Raw genomic sequence first — 21599 nt, 5'->3', positions numbered from 1 at the left:
GGCTTTATTATTTCTGCCCTAACGATAGGAGCTTATTTGATTACTGCCGCGATTGATTTCGCCAAATAATCAACGTTTGCTTCACTAATACCGGCAATGCTAATGCGGCTTGAACCGACCATATACACACTGTACTGCGCTTTTAAGGTTGCCACTTGCTCTGGGTTTACCCCTAAAAACGAGAACATACCTTTTTGACGAGCGATAAAACTAAAGTCACGCTCAACACCGTTAGCGATTAACTGATTTACCAGCATCTTACGATTGCCGTTAATGCGATCGCGCATAACGGTTAACTCTTCTAGCCATTGCTGTTTAAGGGCAGGGGTGCCGAGAATGGTTTCAACGATGGCCGCACCATGCGCTGGCGGCATCGAATAAATACAGCGGATCACATACAACAATACTGATTGCGCGATATCTGCCGTGGCGCTGTCTTTAGCTACAATGGTACAAGCACCGATACGCTCGCGGTAGAGGCCAAAGTTTTTAGAGCATGAGCTACATAAAATCATGCTTTCCACAGCTGCAGCCATTTGGCGCACGCCGTAAGCATCTTCGTCAACACCATCACCAAAGCCTTGATAAGCCATGTCTATTAGTGGTGTAAAACCTTGCTTCACCGTCACCTTAACCACTTCATCCCACTGCTCTTGGGTTAAATCCATGCCGCTTGGGTTATGGCAACAAGCGTGTAATAACACCACATCGTCTTTACCTATGGTGTTTAAGGTTGCCAACATTTGCTCAAATTTGAGGCTCTTGGTGTCGTAATCATAATATGGGTAGGTCTTTACCGTAATACCCGCGGCTTCAAATAAACCAGTATGGTTAGCCCAGGTTGGGTCACTCACCCATAAAACGGCATTAGGATTACAACGGGCAATAAAATCAGCCGCTACGCGCAATGCGCCGGTTCCGCCAGGAGTTGATACTGTACGCACCCGGTTGGCAATAAGTGCACTGTGACTGGCACCAAAGGCTAATTCAGCCATTAACTGGTTAAAGGGAGCAGAACCTGTTGGGCCGATATAGACCTTAGTGGTTTCGGTGTCTAAACGAATTTTTTCAGCGGCTTTTACACAGTCTAAAATCGGAGTGTGACCCGCAGGATCTTTATAAACCCCAACGCCTAAATCAACTTTATTGGGATGGCTGTCTTCTCGATACTGGGTCAAAAGACCTAAAATTGGATCAGACGGTAAGGCTTTTAGGGTATCAAACATGAATGGAACCTTGTAATGACTATTTGCACTAAGCATAACGCGCTTTAAACACAGAGTTAAAGTCAAAATTGGCTGCCTAGATAATTAATTGCTCATTGAGTTTTTTTCATTTGGAAAGTTAAATGAACGGACAAATAATACTGTCATATCGAGAGATTATCTGCTGTAATGGTGCTCCATTACATTGTTTAGTCGATATTAACGCGAAATCGTGGTCAATACTCGATGTTAACAGACATAAATAATTCATTTTATGCTTGATATCACTGTGGCGATCCGTATTTTATAAGCATCAATGCGTCGCTCGCACTGAATGGACACTGTAATGAATTTGTGCCACTTGATTTACGCTGTTTGGCAATAACTGAGTGATGTTTACCACCAAGATTAATCTGAGGTTAATCTGTAGCAAAAGAAGAAAGCGAATGAAGCAACTGCGTCTTAACCCAATTACCTGCATCAACGGCGAAATTAATATTCCTGGCTCTAAAAGTATTTCTAACCGTGCATTACTGTTAGCTACACTCGCAAAGGGCACTACCACCCTCACCAATTTACTTGATTCAGATGACATTCGTTATATGTTGGCATCGCTAAAGCAACTGGGTATTCAGTACAGTTTAAGCGACGATAAAACGGTGTGTGTGGTTGAAGGCAACGGCGGGCCAATATCGTCTGACACCGCTCAAAATTTATTTTTAGGCAATGCAGGCACCGCAATGCGTCCTTTGTGTGCAGCGTTGACGTTAGGTCAGGGTGAATTCACCTTAACGGGCGAGCCGCGCATGGAAGAACGTCCTATTGGCGACTTAGTGGATGCGCTGCGTCAGTTAGGCGCTGATGTGAATTACCTTAAAAATGAGGGGTTTCCACCATTAACCATTAATGCAACCGGCCTTAATGGTGGTGATGTCGAAATTGCTGGCGATTTATCAAGTCAGTTTTTAACGGCTTTATTAATGGTTGCGCCGCTCACCAAAGACAGTGTAAATATTAAAATTAAAGGCGAGTTAGTGTCTAAGCCTTATATCGACATCACCATCGCCTTGATGAAACAGTTTGGTGTTGAAGTAATTAACCATCAATATCAGCGTTTTGAAATTAAAGCCGGTCAGCAGTATGTATCACCAGGTAAAGTGTTAGTTGAAGGTGATGCTTCATCGGCATCGTACTTTTTAGCGGCGGGTGCCATTCAAGGCGGTGAAGTTAAAGTCACTGGCGTTGGGCGTTTAAGTATTCAAGGTGATGTGAAGTTTGCCGATGCTTTAGCTAAAATGGGTGCCGATATAGAGTGGGGCGATGATTACATTATTGCCCGTAAATCGCCATTAACCGCCATCGAAATGGACATGAACCACATCCCTGATGCGGCCATGACCATTGCTACCGCAGCGCTATTTGCTCAAGGCACCACCAAGTTGACTAATATTTACAATTGGCGCATTAAAGAAACTGACCGCTTAGCCGCAATGGCGACAGAGCTGCGCAAAGTGGGGGCAATAGTTGATGAAGGTCATGACTACATAACCATTACGCCACCAGAACAGTTAAATACTGCTGATATTGATACTTACAACGATCACCGTATGGCGATGTGTTTTTCAATGATGGCTTTTGCTGATTGTGGCATAACCATTAACGATCCAGATTGTACTTCTAAAACGTTCCCCGATTATTTTGCCCAGTTTAGTCGTTTAGCTAAATAAGCTGATAACCTCTGTTTACCTGACGCCTTTTTGTGTTTCTTTACAATGCAAAAGGGCGATCTTGGTTTAAATAACTAAAATTTCATCAGTAATTAACATTTATTTGTTATACAATGCGCGCGCTTAATTTGGTAACCCCCTTTTTTACTTTCAGGGAAGATAGATTATTTTCGGAGGAAATTATGTCTGAACGGTCTCCAGTGATCACAGTTGATGGCCCTAGCGGTGCAGGGAAAGGGACGATCTGCCAATTATTGGCGCAGCATTTAGGCTGGCATTTATTAGACAGTGGTGCAATTTATCGTGTGTTAGCGTTAGCCGCTTTACATCATGATGTAGAACTCGAAAACGAAGAAGCATTAACACTGTTAGCAGCCCACCTTGATGTGCAGTTTCTTACTGGCACAGAACAAAATGCCATTAAAGTGATTTTAGAAGGCGAGGATGTTACCAGCACCATTCGCACTCAAGAATGCTCAAATGCCGCCTCTAAAGTGGCTGCATTACCGCGTGTTCGCGAAGCATTATTACGTCGTCAACGTGCATTTTGCGCCGCTCCAGGTTTAGTGGCCGACGGCCGCGATATGGGCACGGTTGTTTTTTCTAAAGCGCCAGTAAAAATATTTTTAACTGCGTCCGCTGAAGAACGGGCGCAAAGACGCTATAATCAGTTGCAGGACAAGGGCTTCGATGTTAAAATCGATCGCCTTTTAGCTGAAATTATCGAACGAGATGACCGCGATATTAATCGTGCCGCCTCGCCATTAGTTCCTGCTGAAGACGCACTTGTTATTGATACAAGTGGCGTAGGCATTGACGATGTATTAAAGCAAGTGCTTGAATACGTTGAACAAAAAATTACTGTAGCCTAATCGAATTCCCGGTTAACGCGCACAGTAGGTATTCGTGTTAAGGATGATACGAATAATATTACTAGACTCCACATCTAGGATGGATGGTGGTTTATTTAATGAAAGTAACCTAAAACATGACTGAATCTTTTGCTGATCTATTTGAACAATCCCTTCAAACCCTAGAGTTCCGTCCAGGTTCTATCGTTCGTGGTACAGTTGTTGCCATCGAAAACGGTATGGTACTTGTTGACGCAGGCCTTAAGTCTGAAAGCCCAATCTCTGCTGACGAATTCAAAAACGCACAAGGCGTTTTAGAAATTCAAGTAGGCGATGAAGTTGACGTAGCGCTTGACTCTGTTGAAGATGGCTTTGGTGAGACTCAATTGTCTCGTGAAAAAGCTAAGCGTCATGAAGCTTGGATCGTTCTAGAAAAAGCGTACGAAGATGCTGAAACTGTAATCGGTATCATCAATGGTAAAGTTAAAGGTGGTTTCACTGTTGAATTAAACGGTATCCGTGCCTTCTTACCAGGTTCTCTAGTTGACGTGCGCCCAGTTCGCGACACCGCTCACTTAGAGTACAAAGAATTAGAATTCAAAGTTATCAAGCTTGACCAGAAGCGCAACAACGTTGTTGTTTCTCGTCGTGCAGTTATCGAATCTGAAAGCAGTGCAGAACGTGATGCACTTCTTGAAAATCTACAAGAAGGCCAAGCAGTTAAAGGTATCGTTAAGAACCTTACTGACTACGGTGCATTCGTAGATTTAGGTGGCGTTGACGGTCTATTACATATCACTGATATGGCGTGGAAACGTGTTAAGCACCCATCTGAAATCGTTAATGTTGGTGACGAAATCAACGTTAAAGTTCTTAAGTATGACCGTGAGCGTACTCGCGTATCACTAGGTCTTAAGCAACTTGGCGAAGATCCATGGTTAGAAATCAGCAAGCGTTACCCAGAAAGCACTAAGCTTACTGGTCGCGTAACTAACCTTACTGACTACGGCTGCTTCGTAGAAATCGAAGAAGGCGTTGAAGGTTTAGTACACGTTTCAGAAATGGATTGGACTAACAAGAACATTCACCCATCTAAAGTTGTTAACTTAGGTGATGAAGTTGAAGTGTTAGTACTAGACATCGATGAAGAACGTCGTCGTATTTCTCTAGGCCTTAAACAGTGTAAAGTTAACCCATGGGATGACTTCGCTACTAAGTTTAACAAAGGCGACAAAGTATCTGGTAAGATCAAGTCAATCACTGACTTCGGTATCTTTATCGGTCTTGACGGTGGAATCGATGGTCTTGTTCACTTATCTGACATTTCTTGGAACGGTACTGGCGAAGACGCAGTGTCTGAATACAAGAAAGGCGACGAAATCCACGCAGTGGTTCTATCTGTAGACCCAGAGCGTGAGCGCATCAGCTTAGGTGTTAAGCAAACTGAAGATGATCCATTCAACGCATACTTAGCTGACAAGAAGAAAGGCACCGTAGTTAACGGTACTGTTTCTGCTGTTGACGCAAAAGGTGTTACAGTTGAATTAGCAGAAACTGTTGAAGGTTACATCCGTGTAGCTGACATCTCTGCAGAACGCATCGAAGATGCATCTACTGTATACTCAGTAGGTGACGCAATCGAAGCTAAGTTCATGGGTGTAGATCGTAAGAACCGTTCTATCAGCTTATCTATCAAAGCGAAAGATGAAGCTGAACAGAAAGAAGCGATTGCTACTCTGAACAAGCAAGATGACGTTGTAATGAGCAGCGCGATGGCTGAAGCTTTCAAAGCGGCTCGTAAGTAATCGAAAATCGTCTGTTGTATGGGGACACCGTCCCCATTAGGCGACTGTGTTTGGCTTGATAATATGGGATAGCTAAGATGACAAAATCTGAACTGATCGAAAAACTTGCCACTAGGCAGTCGCAATTGTCGGCGAAAGAAGTGGAAAGTGCAATCAAAGAAATGTTGGAGCAAATGGCAACAACATTAGAAGGCGGTGATCGTATAGAAATCCGTGGCTTTGGTAGTTTTTCTCTTCACTATCGTGCACCTCGTACTGGTCGTAACCCAAAAACAGGCACATCTGTTGATTTGGAAGGCAAGTATGTACCGCACTTTAAGCCAGGCAAAGAACTGCGCGAACGTGTCGATGCTGTTAATGTTTGATTAACGCTTTAAAAAAAGCCTCCATTTGGAGGCTTTTTTGTATCTAATCACAGTCAATGCTGGTCAGCTTAGTAAATTTCTTGGATAATCATTATATTGATGCGTATACATGGAGAATAACGTGAGATCTTTTATTGTCATTGTACTAATTGGTTTGCTGTTTGTTTTAGCATTACTATTTGGGGCTAAAAACGAACAAATTGTAACCTTGAGTTACTTCATTGCCGAAGGTGAATATCGTTTACCCGTGGTACTTGCTAGTGTGTTTTTTGGTGGGTTTATCATCAGTTGGATATTTGCGAGCTTTTACATCCTTAAGCTCAAACTGGCATTACGTAAAAGTAATAAAGCACTCAAAAAATTTACCACAGTTGATGCGATAAACATCGACGCACCCGCTAAGGATCAAGCTGTCTAGTATGCTAGAAATCTTGTTCTTGCTATTACCCATTGCCGCCGGATACGGTTGGTACATGGGGCGACGCAGTATTCGCCATAGTGATAGCCAACAAAGTAAGAAATTAAGCCGAGACTATTTCACTGGGCTTAATTTTTTACTGTCAAATGAGTCAGATAAAGCTGTAGACTTATTTATCAGTATGTTAGATGTGGATGATGAAACCATTGATACACACTTATCATTAGGGTCATTGTTTCGTAAGCGCGGCGAAGTGGACCGCTCAATTCGCATTCATCAAAATTTGATTGCCCGCCCAAGTTTAACCAATGAACAGCGCGATATCGCGATGATGGAGTTAGGTAAAGATTACATGGCCGCAGGTTTTTACGACCGTGCAGAAGAAATCTTTACTAATTTGGTTAGCCAAGATGATCACAGCGAAGAAGCTGAAACACAGCTGATTTTGATTTACCAGGTGACCAAAGAATGGCAAAACGCCATTGATATTACTAAGCGTCTTCCGCGCAAGCGCCAACAAGCGCTAAAAAACACCACCGCCCATTTTTATTGTCAGCTTGCCGATGAAACACCTAACGACATCGATAAAATAAAAAAACTGCAACAAGCCATCAAACAAGACGCCAAATGCGGTCGAGCCTGGTTAACCCTTGCCAAAATTTACCTCGACGCAGGGCAATTTGAACAATGTAAACAAGCGCTGTTAGAGCTCAAAGTGGCCGACATCGACCTATTTGCCGATGGTGTCGCGATTGCTAAACAAGTGTATCGCGATACTCAAGACCCAGAAGGCTTTCATGAACTGCTTGCCAAAGCGATTGCCGACGGTGCAGGCGCCAGCGTCGTTGTCGCGCTAGCCGAACATAAAATCACACTGAACCAACACCAAAGCGCTGAAACCATGATGCTCGATAATCTATATCGCCATCCGACCATGAAAGGGTTTCAGCACTTAATGAAATTACACATTAAACAAGCAGAAGATGGCCAGGCAAAACAAAGTTTATCCATGCTTGAGCAGCTTGTTGAACAACAAATTAAATTCCGTCCTAGTTATCGCTGTACTGCCTGTGGTTTTCCATCACACGGTTTATATTGGCATTGTCCGTCATGTAAACAGTGGGGCAGTATTAAGCGCATTAAAGGCCTAGACGGTGAATAACCCCGCACTAAACACTCTATAATAACTAACACATGCTATTGCCGCTGGAGTTCTAATGACTGATAAATCAATTGTAGTTGCCCTCGACTATGACAATAAAGCTGACGCGCTGACTTTCATTGATAAACTCGACCCCAACATGTGCCGCTTAAAAATCGGCAAAGAAATGTTTACCTTGTTCGGCCCGCAATTGGTAAAAGACATTCACAACCGTGATTTTGATTTATTCCTTGATTTAAAGTTTCACGACATTCCCAATACCGTCGCTAAAGCCGTCGCCGCTGCGGCAGAGCTGGGTGTTTGGATGACCAATGTGCATGCCAGTGGTGGATTAGCCATGATGCAAGCTGCAAAAAAAGCATTGCAGCCATATGGCAAAGACGCGCCATTATTAATCGCCGTGACCGTATTAACGTCAATGTCTGATGAAGACTTAGCGTTGCTCGGTATTAATGTGCCAGCCTTTGAACATGTGTTACGTTTAGCCAAACTCACTCATCAAGCAGGGCTTGATGGCGTGGTGTGCTCAGCTCAAGAAGCTAAATTACTTAAATCGTCATTTGGCAAGGGTTTCACTTTAGTGACACCAGGTATTCGTCCTGCGGGCAGTGATGCTGGCGATCAACACCGAGTGATGACACCGCCACAAGCGATTGCAGCGGGCTCTGACTACCTCGTGATTGGTAGGCCGATCACCAAAGCGGCAGATCCATTGGCTGCGCTGACAGCAATTCATCAATCGCTTCAAGCTTAAGTGTTATAACGTCAATTAAAACAAACTAATAAGGGAATGACTATGACTGCAATAGGGTCTGCAATAGGATTTGATTACACAGGTAAAAATGTCGTGGTTGTTGGCGGTACTTCAGGGATTAATCTGCAAGTGGCCATTGCGTTTGCCAAAGCTGGTGCCAATGTTGCGGTAGCGAGTCGCAGTATTGATAAAGTCAATGCTGCGGTTGCCCAACTTAATCAGGCAAACCCGAATGCAGTCCACATGGGGGTGAGTTTTGATGTGCGTGATAATGATGCACTAACCCTAGGCTTTAACGAAATTGCAAAGGCGTATGCTCATATCGATGTGTTAATCAGTGGTGCAGCCGGTAATTTCCCTGCCAGCGCGGCTAAACTGTCAACCAATGGGTTTAAATCGGTTATTGATATTGATTTAATTGGCAGTTTTCAGGTGTTAAAGCAAGCCTATCCTTTACTGGCACGTCCCAATGCCAGTGTGGTACAAATTTCTGCACCACAGGCCTTTATTGCCATGCCATTGCAAGCGCATGTATGCGCTGCCAAAGCTGGAGTTGATATGTTAACGCGCACATTAGCGTTAGAATGGGGCGTAGAAGGTGTTAGAATTAACTCCATTGTGCCAGGCCCAATTGCCGATACCGAAGGGTTTAACCGCCTAGCACCCAGCGATGAATTACAGCAGCGCGTGGCTAACAGCGTGCCCTTAAAACGTAACGGCCAGGGACAAGATATTGCTAACGCAGCATTATTTCTTGCATCTGACATGGCATCGTACATTACCGGTGTGGTATTGCCCGTTGATGGTGGTTGGTCTTTAGGTGGCGCCAGTATCGCGATGACCGAATTAGGCGATATCGCCGCTAAACATGGCTTATAGACATTAATATTTAAAGGTAACAAATCATGGCAAATGCATTACAAGATCAATTACTCAAAGCCGGTCTTGCCAGCAAACAAAAAGTACGCGATGTAAAGACCCAACAACGTCGTAACAAAAAAGCCAAAGTTGATGACGGCAGCGGCGAGCTTAAAAAGCAAATTGCTGAACAAAAATTACAGCAGGCTAAAAAAGACAAAGCGTTAAATGAACAACGCTTCGCCCAAGCGTCAGAAAAAGGCCAGGTTCGCGGCTTGATTACTGAGTTTTCTAAATTTGCCATCAACATCCCTAAAGATGCTGAGCTTAAGTTTAACTACACCTTAGAAAACAAAATTTATTCTTTGTACATCACTGATAAAATTCAAGCTGAACTGCTTAACGGCACGTTAGGTATTGTGCGTCATGAAGACAAAAGCTATTTGGTGCCGCATAAGTTAGCCGAACGGGTTAAATTACTGGTGCCACAGTGGTGCGGATACTTATGGGATAAAGCCGCAAAAGATTCGGTAGAGCAAGTCAGTGATGCCGACGATCCGTACGCAGATTACGCTATTCCAGATGATTTAATGTGGTAACGATTACCTTAAAAAGCCTCTTCAACGAGGCTTTTTTTATGACTTGTTATTAGAGCGTGTTAATAAACGATGAACAAACTTAATTCTTGTTGAAATAGGCATTTTCAGGTTGATTATTAGTTGTGACCGTTCATCAGTAATTATGACGATTTGTTTTCAGCCGCTTGTTTAGCCGTTAACGCAAACACTTGTTGGCAGTACGCTAAATGATGGCGAATGTTATCTAAAAATTGTGAGGCCTGGTAATCCACTAAATACCAGTAACTAGTTTGTGTTTGTGGGTGTTCATTATAAAACAGCGCTTCAGCAGTGATTAAATCATCTTGTGTCGCATACGATAACCAGTGCACGCTAGGTAAATTGCTCAATGCCGCTAACAATGCATATTGTAAATCAGGCTGCGCAGGCCGCTCAGAGGTTACTTGTAAAGCTAGAGCCTGAGATGTGCCTATATGATATGTTGGCTTAACATCGCTGTTTCGTCGACGAATAAAATCACTCAATAACACTTCAAACGGGTTAATGTCTGGTTGTTCAGCTTGAGTATTAAGCTCTTCAGGAATGGCGGCTTGATCAATCAATAACCCCGGCCAGCTAATATGCGGATTCGTTAATTGTAATCCCAGTGCAAGTCTGCGCTCACCTAACCAGTTATGTACCATGCAAGGTAAATACTCCTGCTCGCTTAGTACGCGCGAACGTTTAAGCGATGGCATGAGCGACATGCGTTGTACCGTCATGTCACTGGCTAAAATGGACATCAAAAAACAGGTAACGAGCCCTGATGAAGGCCAACAATGCAATTGTTGTTCGAGGGTTGGTGCTACTTGGGTTAATAGCGCGATTAATTGTTGATCATCAGGGGTGTTGCTTACCGCAAAAGCATGAGGTGATCCTGCATATGGCCCATTACAAATATTGATGACATTGTCTGCCTGATGTTCAGTCGCATTGAACACAAACGTAAGGCCGACATCAGCTGGTCGCCAGGCGCCTGGTGCATTACCTATCACCGTAACTTGCTGGTAAGGATTATGATTTTGATCTTTAGGTGTGGCGGGATTTTGTGGCGTGTGCATTCAGTCTGGTTCGCTTTTTAACATATCAACATCGAGGCGGTATCATTTTATGGTTAACCTGATAGCGCAGGGTTACAGGTAATTGTAACTCATTGATCTGGCATAATGTCGATTATCTTAAAAGGTCACACTTTGTTTAAAAAACCTTTTCTTTTTGTAACGCTTTAGTATAAATTAAAACAACTGTTTTAATTATTCGTTTTAAGAGAGCCCTATGTATCCATATCAAGCCCCATTAAAAGACATGCAATTCTTGCTAGAAAACGTTTTTGATGCGCCAACAACCTGGCAGCAACTTCCAGCAATGGCAGAAACGGTAGACATGGATACTGCGTTAGCTATTTTAGATGAATCAGCCAAAATTAGCCGTGATCTACTGCAACCTTTAAATCGCAATGGCGACGAGCAAGGCGTGGTACATAGCGGTAATGACATCATTACACCAGATGGCTTTAAAGAAGCGTATAGCCAGTTTGCTGAAGGTGGCTGGGTGGGTTTATGCGGCGAAGCTGATTTTGGCGGCATGGGCATGCCTAAAATGTTGGGTGTGTTAGTCGACGAAATGGGCTACAGCACCTGTAACTCTTTCACGCTTTATAACTCGCTTACAGCAGGTGCGGCGCTGTGTATCAATGCCCATGCAACAGATGAGTTAAAACAAACCTATTTACCTAATTTATATTCCGGCCAGTGGGCTGGTGCCATGGACATGACCGAGCCGCACGCGGGTTCAGATTTACGTGGCATTCGCTCTAAAGCCGAGCCATTAGAAGATGGTAGTTATTCAATTACCGGTAATAAAATTTTTATCACTGGCGGCGATCACGACCTAGCAGAAAACGTGATTCATTTAGTGTTAGCCAAGTTACCAGACTCTAACGGTATCTCATTATTTTTAGTGCCTAAAATCCGTGTTAATGCCGATGGCAGCCTTGGTGAAGCTAATGGCGTTACTGTCGGTTCAATTGAGCACAAAATGGGCCTAAAAGCCTCTGCAACGTGTGTAATGAACTACGACAATGCCGTAGGTTATCTCATTGGCCGTCCAGCTCGTGGTTTAGTGTGCATGTTCACTATGATGAACTACGAACGTTTAGCCATTGGCTTACAAGGTTTAGGCAACGGCCAAGCGGCTTATCAAATGGCCAGCGATTACGCTAAAGAGCGTCTTCAAGGTGTCGCTGCTGCGGGGTCACCAACAGGGGCTACCTCTGATCCTATTATTGTGCATGGCGATGTGCGCAGAATGTTACTTACTATCAGAGCCTTGACTGAAGCGGGCCGTGCACTGTCTGTGTATACCGGTAAGCAGTTAGACCTAGCCAAATACGCCAGCGATGATGTGCAAGCTAAAGCTGTTCGTTATGTTGGTTTGTTAACGCCAGTATCAAAAGCATTTTTAACCGATCGCGGCCTAGATACCACAGTGATGGGACAACAAGTGTTTGGCGGCCATGGTTATATACGTGAAACCGGTATTGAGCAGTTTGTGCGTGATACCCGTATTGCACAAATTTATGAAGGTACTAACGGTATTCAGGCCATTGACTTTTTAGGCCGTAAAGTGACAGGTGACAATGTCGCAACCTTGACTGAGTTTGTGGCAGACGTGAACGCGGGTCTCGCTGAGTTAACTCAAGCTAATGCCGATCATAAAGCGACAGTAAGCAATGTGTTTGCTGAGTTATTGACTACTGCGAATTACATCAATGACAATAAACATGAACAACCTGCACTGGTTAACTCATGTGCGGTCGACTTTTTAGATGCCTTTGGTTATGCTCTTTATGGTTACTTCTGGTTATTAATGGCAGATAAAGCTAGTGGCCATGAAGACACGACTTTTGCGGCGCAAAAGCAATATGTAGCAGATTTTTATATGGACAAATTGTTGTCTAAATCTCAATATCATTTATCACAAGTTAATCAAGGTGATAAGTCTATTATGGCCATGCCTGCTGAGATGTTCTAAACCACTTTCGTGGATAACAGACCACACAATAAGCCTTCCTAATGGAAGGCTTATTTTATATTAATTAGCCGCGTATTTATTTGCTGCGTTTCCAATAGATAAACGCCACAATAGCCACCAAGACAATGGCCGGTGCAAGATCCATTAAGTGATGAAATAATCCAACACCACCGTGTCCCTCATGTGCCATAGCAAGAGTTGGAGTAGCGGCAAGAATAAAGGCAAGTGATAAGTATTTCATGGTGTAGTCCTTTTATTGTGTTCACTTTTTTGTTTTACGGTATGTGTGGTTAATAACGTCAGGTATCGAGTACCAGTTGCATTAACATCATGTCTTCGCCATCAATGACTAAGGTATTATTACTGGTACAAATAGGGCAGATAATGGTGCGCTCATCCACTTGTGACTGTTGGTCACAATCGCGGCACTGCAACACCAATGGTTGAATATTCATCACCAGTTTTGCGTTATGGCAAATGGTTTCAAGCTTAAAGGTTTCAAATGCTTGAGCTAACAATGCCGGCTCTACGCCACTTAAAATGCCAATTTTAAGTTCTACCTGTTCAATACCTTGCGCCTGATGTTGCTGCGCCAGGCTTTCACATTGTTCCATTAACGACATCACAATCGAATATTCGTGCATTAACAAATCCTTGGCAGTAATTCACCTTGTGGTAAATCCAAGTAACGGCTACTTGCCCAAGGCGTATTTAAAATCACTTTTCCCGGTTGCTTCTTGGTGACATGGCCAATGATTGCGGCCTGTTCACAATGGCCATAGCGTTGCATCACTTCTATGGCACCGTGGGCAAGCTCTTTTGGCACCGACAGTAAAAAGGTACCTTCATTGGCTAAATCGTAAGGTTCAAAACCAAATAGTTCACATAAGCCTTTGACTTCATCGCACACAGGCATGGCGGTTTCATCGACACTGATGCCCACATTGGAGGCTACCGCCCATTCATTTAATACCGCTGAAATACCGCCACGGGTCGCATCACGCATCGCGTGGATTTTGATGTTTGCAGCCAGTAATTGCTCGACAATAGGCCACAGGGTGTCACAGTCACTGCAAAGAGATGACTCAAGTGTCAAGCCATCACGAGCCATTAAAATGGCTGCGCCATGACGACCTATGTCTCTAGAGACAATGATCGCGTCGTCTGTTTGTAAGTGTTTAGCCGAAATGTTTGGGTTTAAAATACGCCCAACACCTGAAGTGTTGATAAACAGGCCATCGGCACAGCCTTTAGGCACCACTTTGGTGTCTCCGCAGACAATTCTGGCACCCGATTTATGTAATTCTTCGGCCATGCTGCTCACAATGGTGTTTAAGTCATCAAGCGCAAACCCTTCTTCAATAATAAAGCTGCAACTTAAGTATTCTGGTTGAGCGGCCATCATCGCAAGGTCATTCACCGTGCCTGCGATGGCTAACTTGCCAATATCACCACCAGCAAAAAAAAGTGGTGAGACCGTGAAAGAGTCAGTCGTAAAAGCGATATGGCCACACATGTTTAATTTAGCGGCATCTTCTTGTGAGGCTAAAATAGGGTTATTAAATGCTTTAAAAAACATCTCAGTTATTAACTGATTCATTTCTTTACCGCCACCACCATGGCTTAGCTGTACAGTCTTTTTAGTTGCCATTTTGTACTTCTCCATAGCGATAATAAGCGTTACAAGCTCCTTCTGAGCTCACCATACAACTGCCCAATGGCGTTTGTGGTGTACAGCCTCGGCCAAAGACTTTGCAGTCCTTAGGGTTAGCGAGTCCACGTAAAATATCACCACATTGGCATGCTTTATGGTCATCAATTTCAGTTGTAGGTAGTACCTCAACGTAGATACGTTCAGCGTCTCGGTGTTGATATTCGGGTTTTAAGGTAAGCGCAGAGCGCGCGATTGGCCCAAGTCCACGCCAACGGAAGCTGTCTCGTACGGTAAAATAAGTATCCACCAGTTGCTGTGCTGCAAGGTTACCCTCATAGGTCACCGAGCGGCTGTATTGATTATCTAGCACAGCTTCGCCAGCCACTTTTTGTTTTACAATGCGTAAAATAGACTCCATCAAATCGACAGGTTCAAAGCCAGACACCACTACAGGTGTGTTGTAATTGTCGACGGCTGGCTGATAAATTTTAGCGCCGCTGATCACGCTGACATGTGCCGGGCCAATAAACGCATTGACCTGAGCTCGACTGTCTGCCATTACTGCATCGATGGCAGGGGGAACCAGCACATGATTAATATGAAACAATAGGTTAGGGATGTTTTGCGCTTCCGCCTGGGCAATCAATGCAGCGGTCATCGGGGTGGAGGTTTCAAAGCCGATGGCAAAAAAGATCACGGTTTTATCTGGGTTGTCTCGGGCAATGTTTAATGTATCGAGAGGGTCGTAAATGGGGCGGATATCGCAACCCTGAGATCGAAATTCCGCCAAACTCCCCATAGAACCAGGCACTCTTATCATATCGCCTAGGGTGACTAAAATAACATCGTCTTGACTGGCAAGTACTGCCGCGTGATCAATGCGCTCTTTTGGCATCACGCACACTGGGCAACCTGGTCCGTGAATAAAGCGAATGTTGTCAGGCAGTAGTTGCAATACCCCGTATTTCATAATGGTATGTGTATGGCCTCCACACACTTCCATTATGTTAATTTGCTCTGTGGTTTGCGCTGCCTGCTCGCGAATTAACGCCGCTAAATGACCAATCGTTTTTGGGTCTCGAAACCCTTGATAGAAGTCATTAAGGGTGATCATTACTCTGACTCCAATTGCATTTTTTCGACGATTTCTTGGTATAAATCGAGACTTTGTTGTGCGTCTTTCTCATCGATTTTATTCATCACAAAACCAATATGGATTAATACAAAGTCTCCTTCGGTTAACGGTTCGGTCATTAAATGACTGCTCACACGACGGCGCACGCCTAGCGTGTCAACTGTAACGCTGGCATCGTCATGTATTTCAACAACTTTTGAAGGTACTGATAAGCACATGGTTAGCGCTCCAGGTTTTTAGTAATCCAATGCGCAAAGGCGTTCATTGAATCAGAATTTTTCACTGAAACTACAAAAAGCTCAACGTTAGGATTTAACTTTTGTAGCTGCGCTTTGGCTTCTTCAATACTAAAATCAAAGTATGGCAGTAAGTCAGATTTGGTAATTACCACCACATCTGCGCGGCGAAACATCACCGGATACTTTTCAATTTTGTCATCGCCCTCTGGTACCGACAGCAAGACGATATTTTTATGGGTGCCGACATCGTAACTGGCGGGGCACACTAAGTTACCGACGTTTTCCACAAAGCAAATGTCGATGGGGTTGAGGTCAATATGGTGTAATGCGCCATGCACCATAAAGGCGTCTAGGTGACAAGCTGAACCTGTTTGAATTTGATACGCATTAATCCCTTTGGCAATTAAGCGGTCGGCATCGCGTGAGGTTTCTAAATCGCCTTCAATCACCGCGAATTTATGATTAAGGTATTCGGGAAGGCATTCTAGTAAGGTGGTCTTGCCGCTACCAGGGCTACTCATTAAGTTATATGCAGTGACATGCTGAGCTGCAAAATGATCGCGGTTGTGTTGTGCTTCAATATCGTTTTTATCCAAAATTTTATGGATAACCGCCAAGGTCTTCTTGTCGTTTAATTGAGGATTACTATGTAGTTGACCATGATGATGATCGCCATGAGTATGTTGATGCCCCACATCGTCATGGGTGATAGAACAGCCGCAATCTTTGCACATATTATTTCCTTGTAAACCTGATTTACCTTAGTGTTAGTGTCAGATAACTTACACATGGATTCTTTGATGCAAGTCAGTTTTTAATAAAAACAAAGTGAACAAGCGCAAAATCAAGATAAAAATGTGATCTGCTCCACAGCAGTAATCTTGTAAACCATGCAGTTTGTATTCTTTTGTTAGTGTTTTTTTTGCGCCCACCAATGTACGCCATACCATAATTGACCCAGGGCAATACCGCCGTCATTAATGGGCACATGTTGACTGGTTAATACCTGATGATTAGCACGTTTACTTAGCGTTAAACATTGACTAAGTAAGGTTTTATTTTGAAACACGCCACCACATAATACTTGCGGGTAGTCACGATAATCTTGCGCCACCCGATCAATCTTATCCGCTATTTCAACCATAAATTGCCAGCATAGTTGTTGAGTTAGGAGGACTGTTGTTATCGCAGAGTCTTGTTGATGAGCCGCTAGCACTAATTGAGTCATAAATTGGCTGCTATGCCACTGAATTACATCGCTGTTATGCGCTTTAGAGGCGCGATGTTGCGATAAGCTAATCTCACTTATCGTGGTGTTAAACTGACTGTTTTGATCTGCGTCTTGTTGTAAATATTGATTGGCCGCAGTTTCAATCATCATACCAGCCTGACCTTCATAGTCATTTTGCTCAAGTAGATTAAGCCCAACAGCCAACGCATCAAATAAGCGACCCACCGAGCGGCACTTAATACAGTGGCTGTTGTTTACCCATAACCGATGCAAATTAGTCACGGTTTGCGTGCCTAAATGATTAATCGCATTAATGGGCAAACGTAATACCTGCTCAAGCGATAAATGCTCAAATAGCAGTGCCAATAAAATGCGTACTGGCTGCTTAATAGCTTGCTCACCGCCAATCAATGTAAACTCACTGAAATGGGCGAGGGTAGTAAAGCCATTTATGTCGGCTAGCATCACCTCGCTGCCCCATAAGGTGCCGTCATCGCCAAGCCCAGTGCCATCAAAACTCACCCCAAAAACCGTATCAGTGTGTTGGTGCGCGGCCATTACCGACAATACATGCGCGTAATGATGTTGAATGCCAACACATTGACTGCTGGGTAATTCATGTTGTTCTTTATACGCCTTAGCCCATTGGCTTGGCGCATATTGCGGGTGATTATCATGAACGACATGGCTTGGATTAAAGTCATATAAGCGGGTAAAGGTGGCCAAACTTTGATGAAAATACTGCTGCGCCTCAAGGCTAAATAAATCACCAATGTGGGGCGACAATATCATGTTGTGATCAAAGCCAAAGGCGACAGCATTTTTTTGCTGCGCGCCCACTGCGAGCACATGTCGTGAGCCAACGCTCTGTTCATCATCAATATTAATGGTGAGTGGTGCATACCCTCGCGCTAAGCGGATCACTTGAACTTGGTTATCAATCACTTGTACCACGCTATCATCGCAAGCATTAATAATGGCCCGGTTATGGTCCAATATTGCATCAACGACATGGCCGAGATGATGTTTAATCTCTGCGCTATCGCCAATAATGGGCTCGCCGCTTCGATTTGCACTCGTGGCAACAATGGGATTACCGACGAGTTGCATCAATAAATGATGCAATGGCGTATAAGGTAAAAATACCCCAAGCCTATCAATGCCTGGTGCCAATTGCTCACTCAAACCTAATGGGTTAATCGGTAACTTGGTTAGCAAGGTAATGGGCTTTTCGGCGCTATTTAATAAGTCCCACTCGGTTTGATTGGCCATCACACATTGTCTAGCTTGGTTTAGGTCTTTTACCATGATGGCTAACGGCTTGGCTGGGCGATGTTTACGTTGGCGTAGCAAAGATACGGCGTCATCGTTGGTGGCATCACACACTAAATGAAATCCACCTAGGCCTTTAATGGCCACAATGGCACCTTGCTTAATGAGCTGGGCGGTTTGCGCTAGTACATCACATTGGCTTAATTCATCGTTTGATAACGTAGTCAATTGCGATGCTAACACGCTTAATTGTAGCTGTGGCCCGCATTGTGGACAGCTCACTGGCTGCGCATGGTAGCGCCTGTTAAGCGGGTCTGTGTAAGATGCCGCACACTCAGGGCACATATCAAACTTAGCCATAGCGGTATTACAACGGTCGTAAGGCAGTGCATTGATAATGGTATAGCGTGGACCGCAATTGGTGCAGTTGGTAAACGGGTAATGATAATGACGGTTGTTAGGATCGTTTATCTCGTCTAAACAATCCTGGCAGACACTTTTGTCGGCAGAAACAGCCACATTGGCATGCTCACCAGGCAATATCTGGCTGTCGATAATACTAAATGAGTTAAAACTTATTTCAGTGCTACAAATTGTTTGCTCAATATGGTCAATACGGGCAAGGGGCGGCGGGCTGCTTTGCAATGTATCGATAAATGAATCAATCGCAACAGACGGGCCCTGTAATTCAATTGTCACGCCTAAGTGATTATTGAGTACCGTGCCAAATAAGTTGAGTTCTGAGGCAAGCCGATAAACAAAGGGCCGAAAGCCGACCCCCTGTACAATGCCTTTAACAAATACTGTAATTTGCATTGAGTGATTACCGATTTATATAAAGTCAGTTATGGCTAAGATACTTGTTATCCTCGGCGTTGTTTGAGATACAGACCACCAATGGCAATATTAACCCCATCAAGATCCAATAGTGGATTGAGTTGCAACGGATAGTTTTTACCAATACGTAAATGCACTCGTTCAGCAAGCACCGGGTTTGCAAAGTCACTGCCGGCGACTACCAATTGTTTAATGCCAACATTTTGATCCACATGCTCAATCCAATTACTAAGATAATCGGCAAACGAGTCATGAAACGCAAAAGCAAGTTTTGCTAAGTTGACATCGCCCGCCAGTTTAAAGCTCATAAGCGAGCCTAATGTTCTGCACCAGTTGAGGCTGCGATGGGCCATACCTTTGGTGAGCGGAAAATCAATTCTGGGTGCATTATTGTCTTGATATGACATTGCTAACGCAATAAATCGGTCGGCAAGTTCAGCCACACTCACAGGCTTACCTTGATGGCTATTGATTTGGCCTGCACCAATAATGGCTGCTGCCACAGCCATTAATTGTGTTAATGCACTGTCTTTATCCGAAAAATGCAAGTCAAGTAGCTGGTTATATTCAGCGGGGTGTAATTGCTTAAATTTATCGAGTAAGTTTTTTTGAGGCGAATCTAATAAGCTGTGGCACACCTCATACCCGCTGTTAGGTAACGTAGGCAGCTGAAAAAATAACTCCGCATCACTTTGGCTATCAACCGTGACAATTTGGCTGGCATGGTGCCGACTAAAATATAATACAGCGGCATTTTTAACATACTGTGTCTTGTTATGATGCTCATGCTCATTGTGGCGTAATAACCCTGCCGACAATGCACATAAACTGTAATTGATGTGAGTCGCGTTGTCAGGGGCTGCACATAGCGTTTGAGGCTCATGTAACTTCACAACCTGCCATTGCAGTTGATCGGCGGTACTTTTGGCTAAAAACTTATGTTGATCTGTTTGATAGTGGTATTCATCGTGTAAACAGGTGAGGTTGCTTGGCAACGCTATTTTTCCGGACTGTAACTCAGATGTGGGTATCCAATATTGTGCCACACCAGCCAGCCTTAATGGTGGAGTCATATGTGGATTTACTGTATCTACTTGATTTACATATACCCAATGAATGCCTTTTTGACGCAGCGTTTCACACAAAATCACTAATAACCGATTTTCAGCAAACTGAATATCGTATAACGGGGCGTGCAAATTAGGATGGTCGCTACACGGTCTTACCCTTAATAACGGTTTTTCAATGCTCGATAATGCTAATATTTGGCTGTCAGAGACACAAAATTGGCTATTAAGCGAGTTAGGATTACAAATTAACACTCTAGGTTGTTGATAATCAGTCAAACTGGCTTTACTGCTCGATAAGCTTAATTGCAGCCCAAGCATGGGTAACACAAGCTCCTTGCTGGCTAACAAACTGTTTGCCATGGCACCAATGTCAGCTTTAGTGAGCGATTTGAGTTCACGGCTGAGTTTATAGTGGCCTTTGCAGTGTTCACAGGGCAAATTAATGTCACCAAAGAACGGATGTTGATTATCACCAAATTGCGGCTGACAATGCTGACAAAAAGACAAGGGCAACCCTTTATGATGTTTTACAACAAAAGCATTAGTTGAGCCCGTCTTGGTATCAATGCGTTTAATCTCAGTGTGCTGCAACCACACAGACAGTAAGAAATCTTCAGCAATATTGTCTGCCAACTCCTCGAGTTCGGCTTGAGGGGCACAGGCTTCTATAAAATAACAAATTGCGCCAGTGTCGGCGTTTTGCTCACGGCCTATGCTGATATTAAGTTTATCTAAGTGTAAATATTGATTGCATAAATGTGTATATAGCGGCACGGGTCTTTGGCAAACAAAATTAAATCGAATGGTATGGTTACGCATCGACATAGCAGCCTCGCTTATAGGCATCTGGGATCACCTGTTCGATAGTTAAATCGGCCTTGCATGAGTAAGTAAAGCCAAGCGTTGTTAAATGTGCAAGTAAGGCTTTTTCCATTGTGGGAATAGCTTGTAACAGGTGAGGTGTTAAGCCTAACGTCATGGGTTCAATGACCGTGGGGGTGACGCCTAAAACAAAGGTGTGTGGCCTGTCGCCAACAATGTCCATCATATTGAGGGTTTGCAGCATTTCAACCTCGTGAGCACTGCCTTGCCAGTCAATTTCAGCAGGAGCATGGTCAAAATCAAAAAAGTACACTTCACCCGGACCTACATCCACGCTATTGACAGTGTCGACGACGATTAAATGATCATACTGACAAATGATGGGGATCAACCCCTGGGCCAAAGTGCCACCATCAACAATATCGAGTTGATGTTGCGAGTGATTAAATTGATATTTATCATTGATATAATTGACAAAATGTACGCCGACTCCTTCGTCGGCGTACAATACATTGCCTATACCTAACAGCAATATTTTTTTCAC

Annotated in this window: 21 protein-coding genes; 10 read left to right on the top strand and 11 right to left on the bottom strand. The window is 43.8% G+C overall.

What is annotated here, in order from left to right; genetic code table 11:
• Positions 1-32: 32 nt before the first annotated feature.
• On the bottom strand, positions 33-1226 hold the full coding sequence (locus IEY42_RS05210) for an amino acid aminotransferase (protein ID WP_188924271.1): 1194 nt from the start codon (positions 1224-1226) through the stop codon (positions 33-35).
• Between the two features lie 425 nt (positions 1227-1651).
• Here IEY42_RS05210 and aroA point away from each other — a divergent pair, with 425 nt between their 5' ends.
• The 9 genes from aroA to IEY42_RS05165 all read left to right on the top strand — a co-directional run bounded on the left by aroA (position 1652) and on the right by IEY42_RS05165 (position 9744).
• Positions 1652-2932 carry a 3-phosphoshikimate 1-carboxyvinyltransferase gene (aroA, locus tag IEY42_RS05205; RefSeq protein WP_188924270.1) on the top strand — a complete coding sequence of 427 codons (1281 nt, stop codon included), beginning with the start codon at positions 1652-1654 and terminating at the stop codon, positions 2930-2932.
• Between the two features lie 182 nt (positions 2933-3114).
• A complete protein-coding gene (gene cmk, locus IEY42_RS05200; protein ID WP_188924269.1) occupies positions 3115-3804 on the top strand; it encodes a (d)CMP kinase in 690 nt (229 codons plus the stop codon).
• A gap of 116 nt (positions 3805-3920) precedes the next feature.
• Entirely contained in the window at positions 3921-5588 is a 1668-nt protein-coding gene (gene rpsA, locus IEY42_RS05195) for a 30S ribosomal protein S1 (RefSeq protein WP_188740495.1), read from the top strand.
• 77 nt (positions 5589-5665) lie between these two features.
• On the top strand, positions 5666-5953 hold the full coding sequence (ihfB, locus tag IEY42_RS05190; RefSeq protein WP_160052494.1) for an integration host factor subunit beta: 288 nt from the start codon (positions 5666-5668) through the stop codon (positions 5951-5953).
• Positions 5954-6074: 121 nt separating this feature from the next.
• Positions 6075-6371: a LapA family protein gene (locus IEY42_RS05185; RefSeq protein WP_188924268.1), complete on the top strand. Its 297-nt coding sequence runs from the start codon at positions 6075-6077 to the stop codon at positions 6369-6371.
• Position 6372: 1 nt separating this feature from the next.
• On the top strand, positions 6373-7533 hold the full coding sequence (gene lapB, locus IEY42_RS05180; RefSeq protein ID WP_188924267.1) for a lipopolysaccharide assembly protein LapB: 1161 nt from the start codon (positions 6373-6375) through the stop codon (positions 7531-7533).
• 55 nt (positions 7534-7588) lie between these two features.
• Positions 7589-8287, top strand: a complete 699-nt coding sequence (pyrF, locus tag IEY42_RS05175; protein WP_188924266.1) for an orotidine-5'-phosphate decarboxylase — start codon at positions 7589-7591, stop codon at positions 8285-8287.
• A 42-nt stretch (positions 8288-8329) separates the two neighbouring features.
• The gene (locus tag IEY42_RS05170; protein WP_275974538.1) at positions 8330-9166 is read left to right on the top strand and encodes an SDR family oxidoreductase; all 837 of its coding nucleotides are present in this window, start codon (positions 8330-8332) and stop codon (positions 9164-9166) included.
• A gap of 26 nt (positions 9167-9192) precedes the next feature.
• Positions 9193-9744 carry a DUF2058 domain-containing protein gene (locus IEY42_RS05165; RefSeq protein ID WP_188920800.1) on the top strand — a complete coding sequence of 184 codons (552 nt, stop codon included), beginning with the start codon at positions 9193-9195 and terminating at the stop codon, positions 9742-9744.
• A gap of 140 nt (positions 9745-9884) precedes the next feature.
• Here the strand turns inward: IEY42_RS05165 and IEY42_RS05160 are convergent, their stop codons facing one another.
• Entirely contained in the window at positions 9885-10823 is a 939-nt protein-coding gene (locus IEY42_RS05160; RefSeq protein WP_188924265.1) for a hypothetical protein, read from the bottom strand.
• 214 nt (positions 10824-11037) lie between these two features.
• On the opposite strand from IEY42_RS05160, the gene IEY42_RS05155 reads away from it, so the two are divergent.
• Complete coding sequence (locus tag IEY42_RS05155) at positions 11038-12795, top strand: acyl-CoA dehydrogenase C-terminal domain-containing protein (RefSeq protein ID WP_188924264.1); 1758 nt, start codon at positions 11038-11040, stop codon at positions 12793-12795.
• A 76-nt stretch (positions 12796-12871) separates the two neighbouring features.
• Here IEY42_RS05155 and IEY42_RS05150 read toward each other — a convergent pair whose 3' ends face one another.
• The 9 genes from IEY42_RS05150 to IEY42_RS05110 all read right to left on the bottom strand — a co-directional run bounded on the left by IEY42_RS05150 (position 12872) and on the right by IEY42_RS05110 (position 21599).
• A complete protein-coding gene (locus tag IEY42_RS05150) occupies positions 12872-13036 on the bottom strand; it encodes a hypothetical protein (RefSeq protein WP_188924263.1) in 165 nt (54 codons plus the stop codon).
• Between the two features lie 58 nt (positions 13037-13094).
• Entirely contained in the window at positions 13095-13439 is a 345-nt protein-coding gene (locus IEY42_RS05145; RefSeq protein ID WP_188924262.1) for a hydrogenase maturation nickel metallochaperone HypA/HybF, read from the bottom strand.
• A complete protein-coding gene (gene hypE, locus IEY42_RS05140; RefSeq protein ID WP_188924261.1) occupies positions 13439-14446 on the bottom strand; it encodes a hydrogenase expression/formation protein HypE in 1008 nt (335 codons plus the stop codon). The genes IEY42_RS05145 and hypE overlap by 1 nt, the downstream gene beginning before the upstream one ends.
• Positions 14436-15563, bottom strand: coding sequence for a hydrogenase formation protein HypD (gene hypD, locus IEY42_RS05135; RefSeq protein ID WP_188924260.1), 1128 nt, complete (start codon positions 15561-15563; stop codon positions 14436-14438). The genes hypE and hypD overlap by 11 nt, the downstream gene beginning before the upstream one ends.
• The gene (locus tag IEY42_RS05130; RefSeq protein WP_188924259.1) at positions 15563-15802 is read right to left on the bottom strand and encodes a HypC/HybG/HupF family hydrogenase formation chaperone; all 240 of its coding nucleotides are present in this window, start codon (positions 15800-15802) and stop codon (positions 15563-15565) included. Before IEY42_RS05130 ends, hypD begins: the two co-directional genes overlap by 1 nt.
• A gap of 2 nt (positions 15803-15804) precedes the next feature.
• On the bottom strand, positions 15805-16557 hold the full coding sequence (gene hypB / locus IEY42_RS05125) for a hydrogenase nickel incorporation protein HypB (RefSeq protein WP_188924258.1): 753 nt from the start codon (positions 16555-16557) through the stop codon (positions 15805-15807).
• 176 nt (positions 16558-16733) lie between these two features.
• Positions 16734-19142 carry a carbamoyltransferase HypF gene (gene hypF / locus IEY42_RS05120; RefSeq protein WP_188924257.1) on the bottom strand — a complete coding sequence of 803 codons (2409 nt, stop codon included), beginning with the start codon at positions 19140-19142 and terminating at the stop codon, positions 16734-16736.
• 47 nt (positions 19143-19189) lie between these two features.
• Positions 19190-21079, bottom strand: coding sequence for a NiFe hydrogenase (locus IEY42_RS05115; RefSeq protein ID WP_188924256.1), 1890 nt, complete (start codon positions 21077-21079; stop codon positions 19190-19192).
• Positions 21045-21599: a HyaD/HybD family hydrogenase maturation endopeptidase gene (locus IEY42_RS05110; protein ID WP_188924255.1), complete on the bottom strand. Its 555-nt coding sequence runs from the start codon at positions 21597-21599 to the stop codon at positions 21045-21047. Before IEY42_RS05110 ends, IEY42_RS05115 begins: the two co-directional genes overlap by 35 nt.

This window comes from Shewanella algicola, from assembly GCF_014648035.1.
Lineage (GTDB): Bacteria > Pseudomonadota > Gammaproteobacteria > Enterobacterales > Shewanellaceae > Shewanella > Shewanella algicola.
The sequence above is the reverse complement of the archived record's forward strand: the minus strand, read 5'-3'. Positions and strand labels throughout refer to the sequence as shown.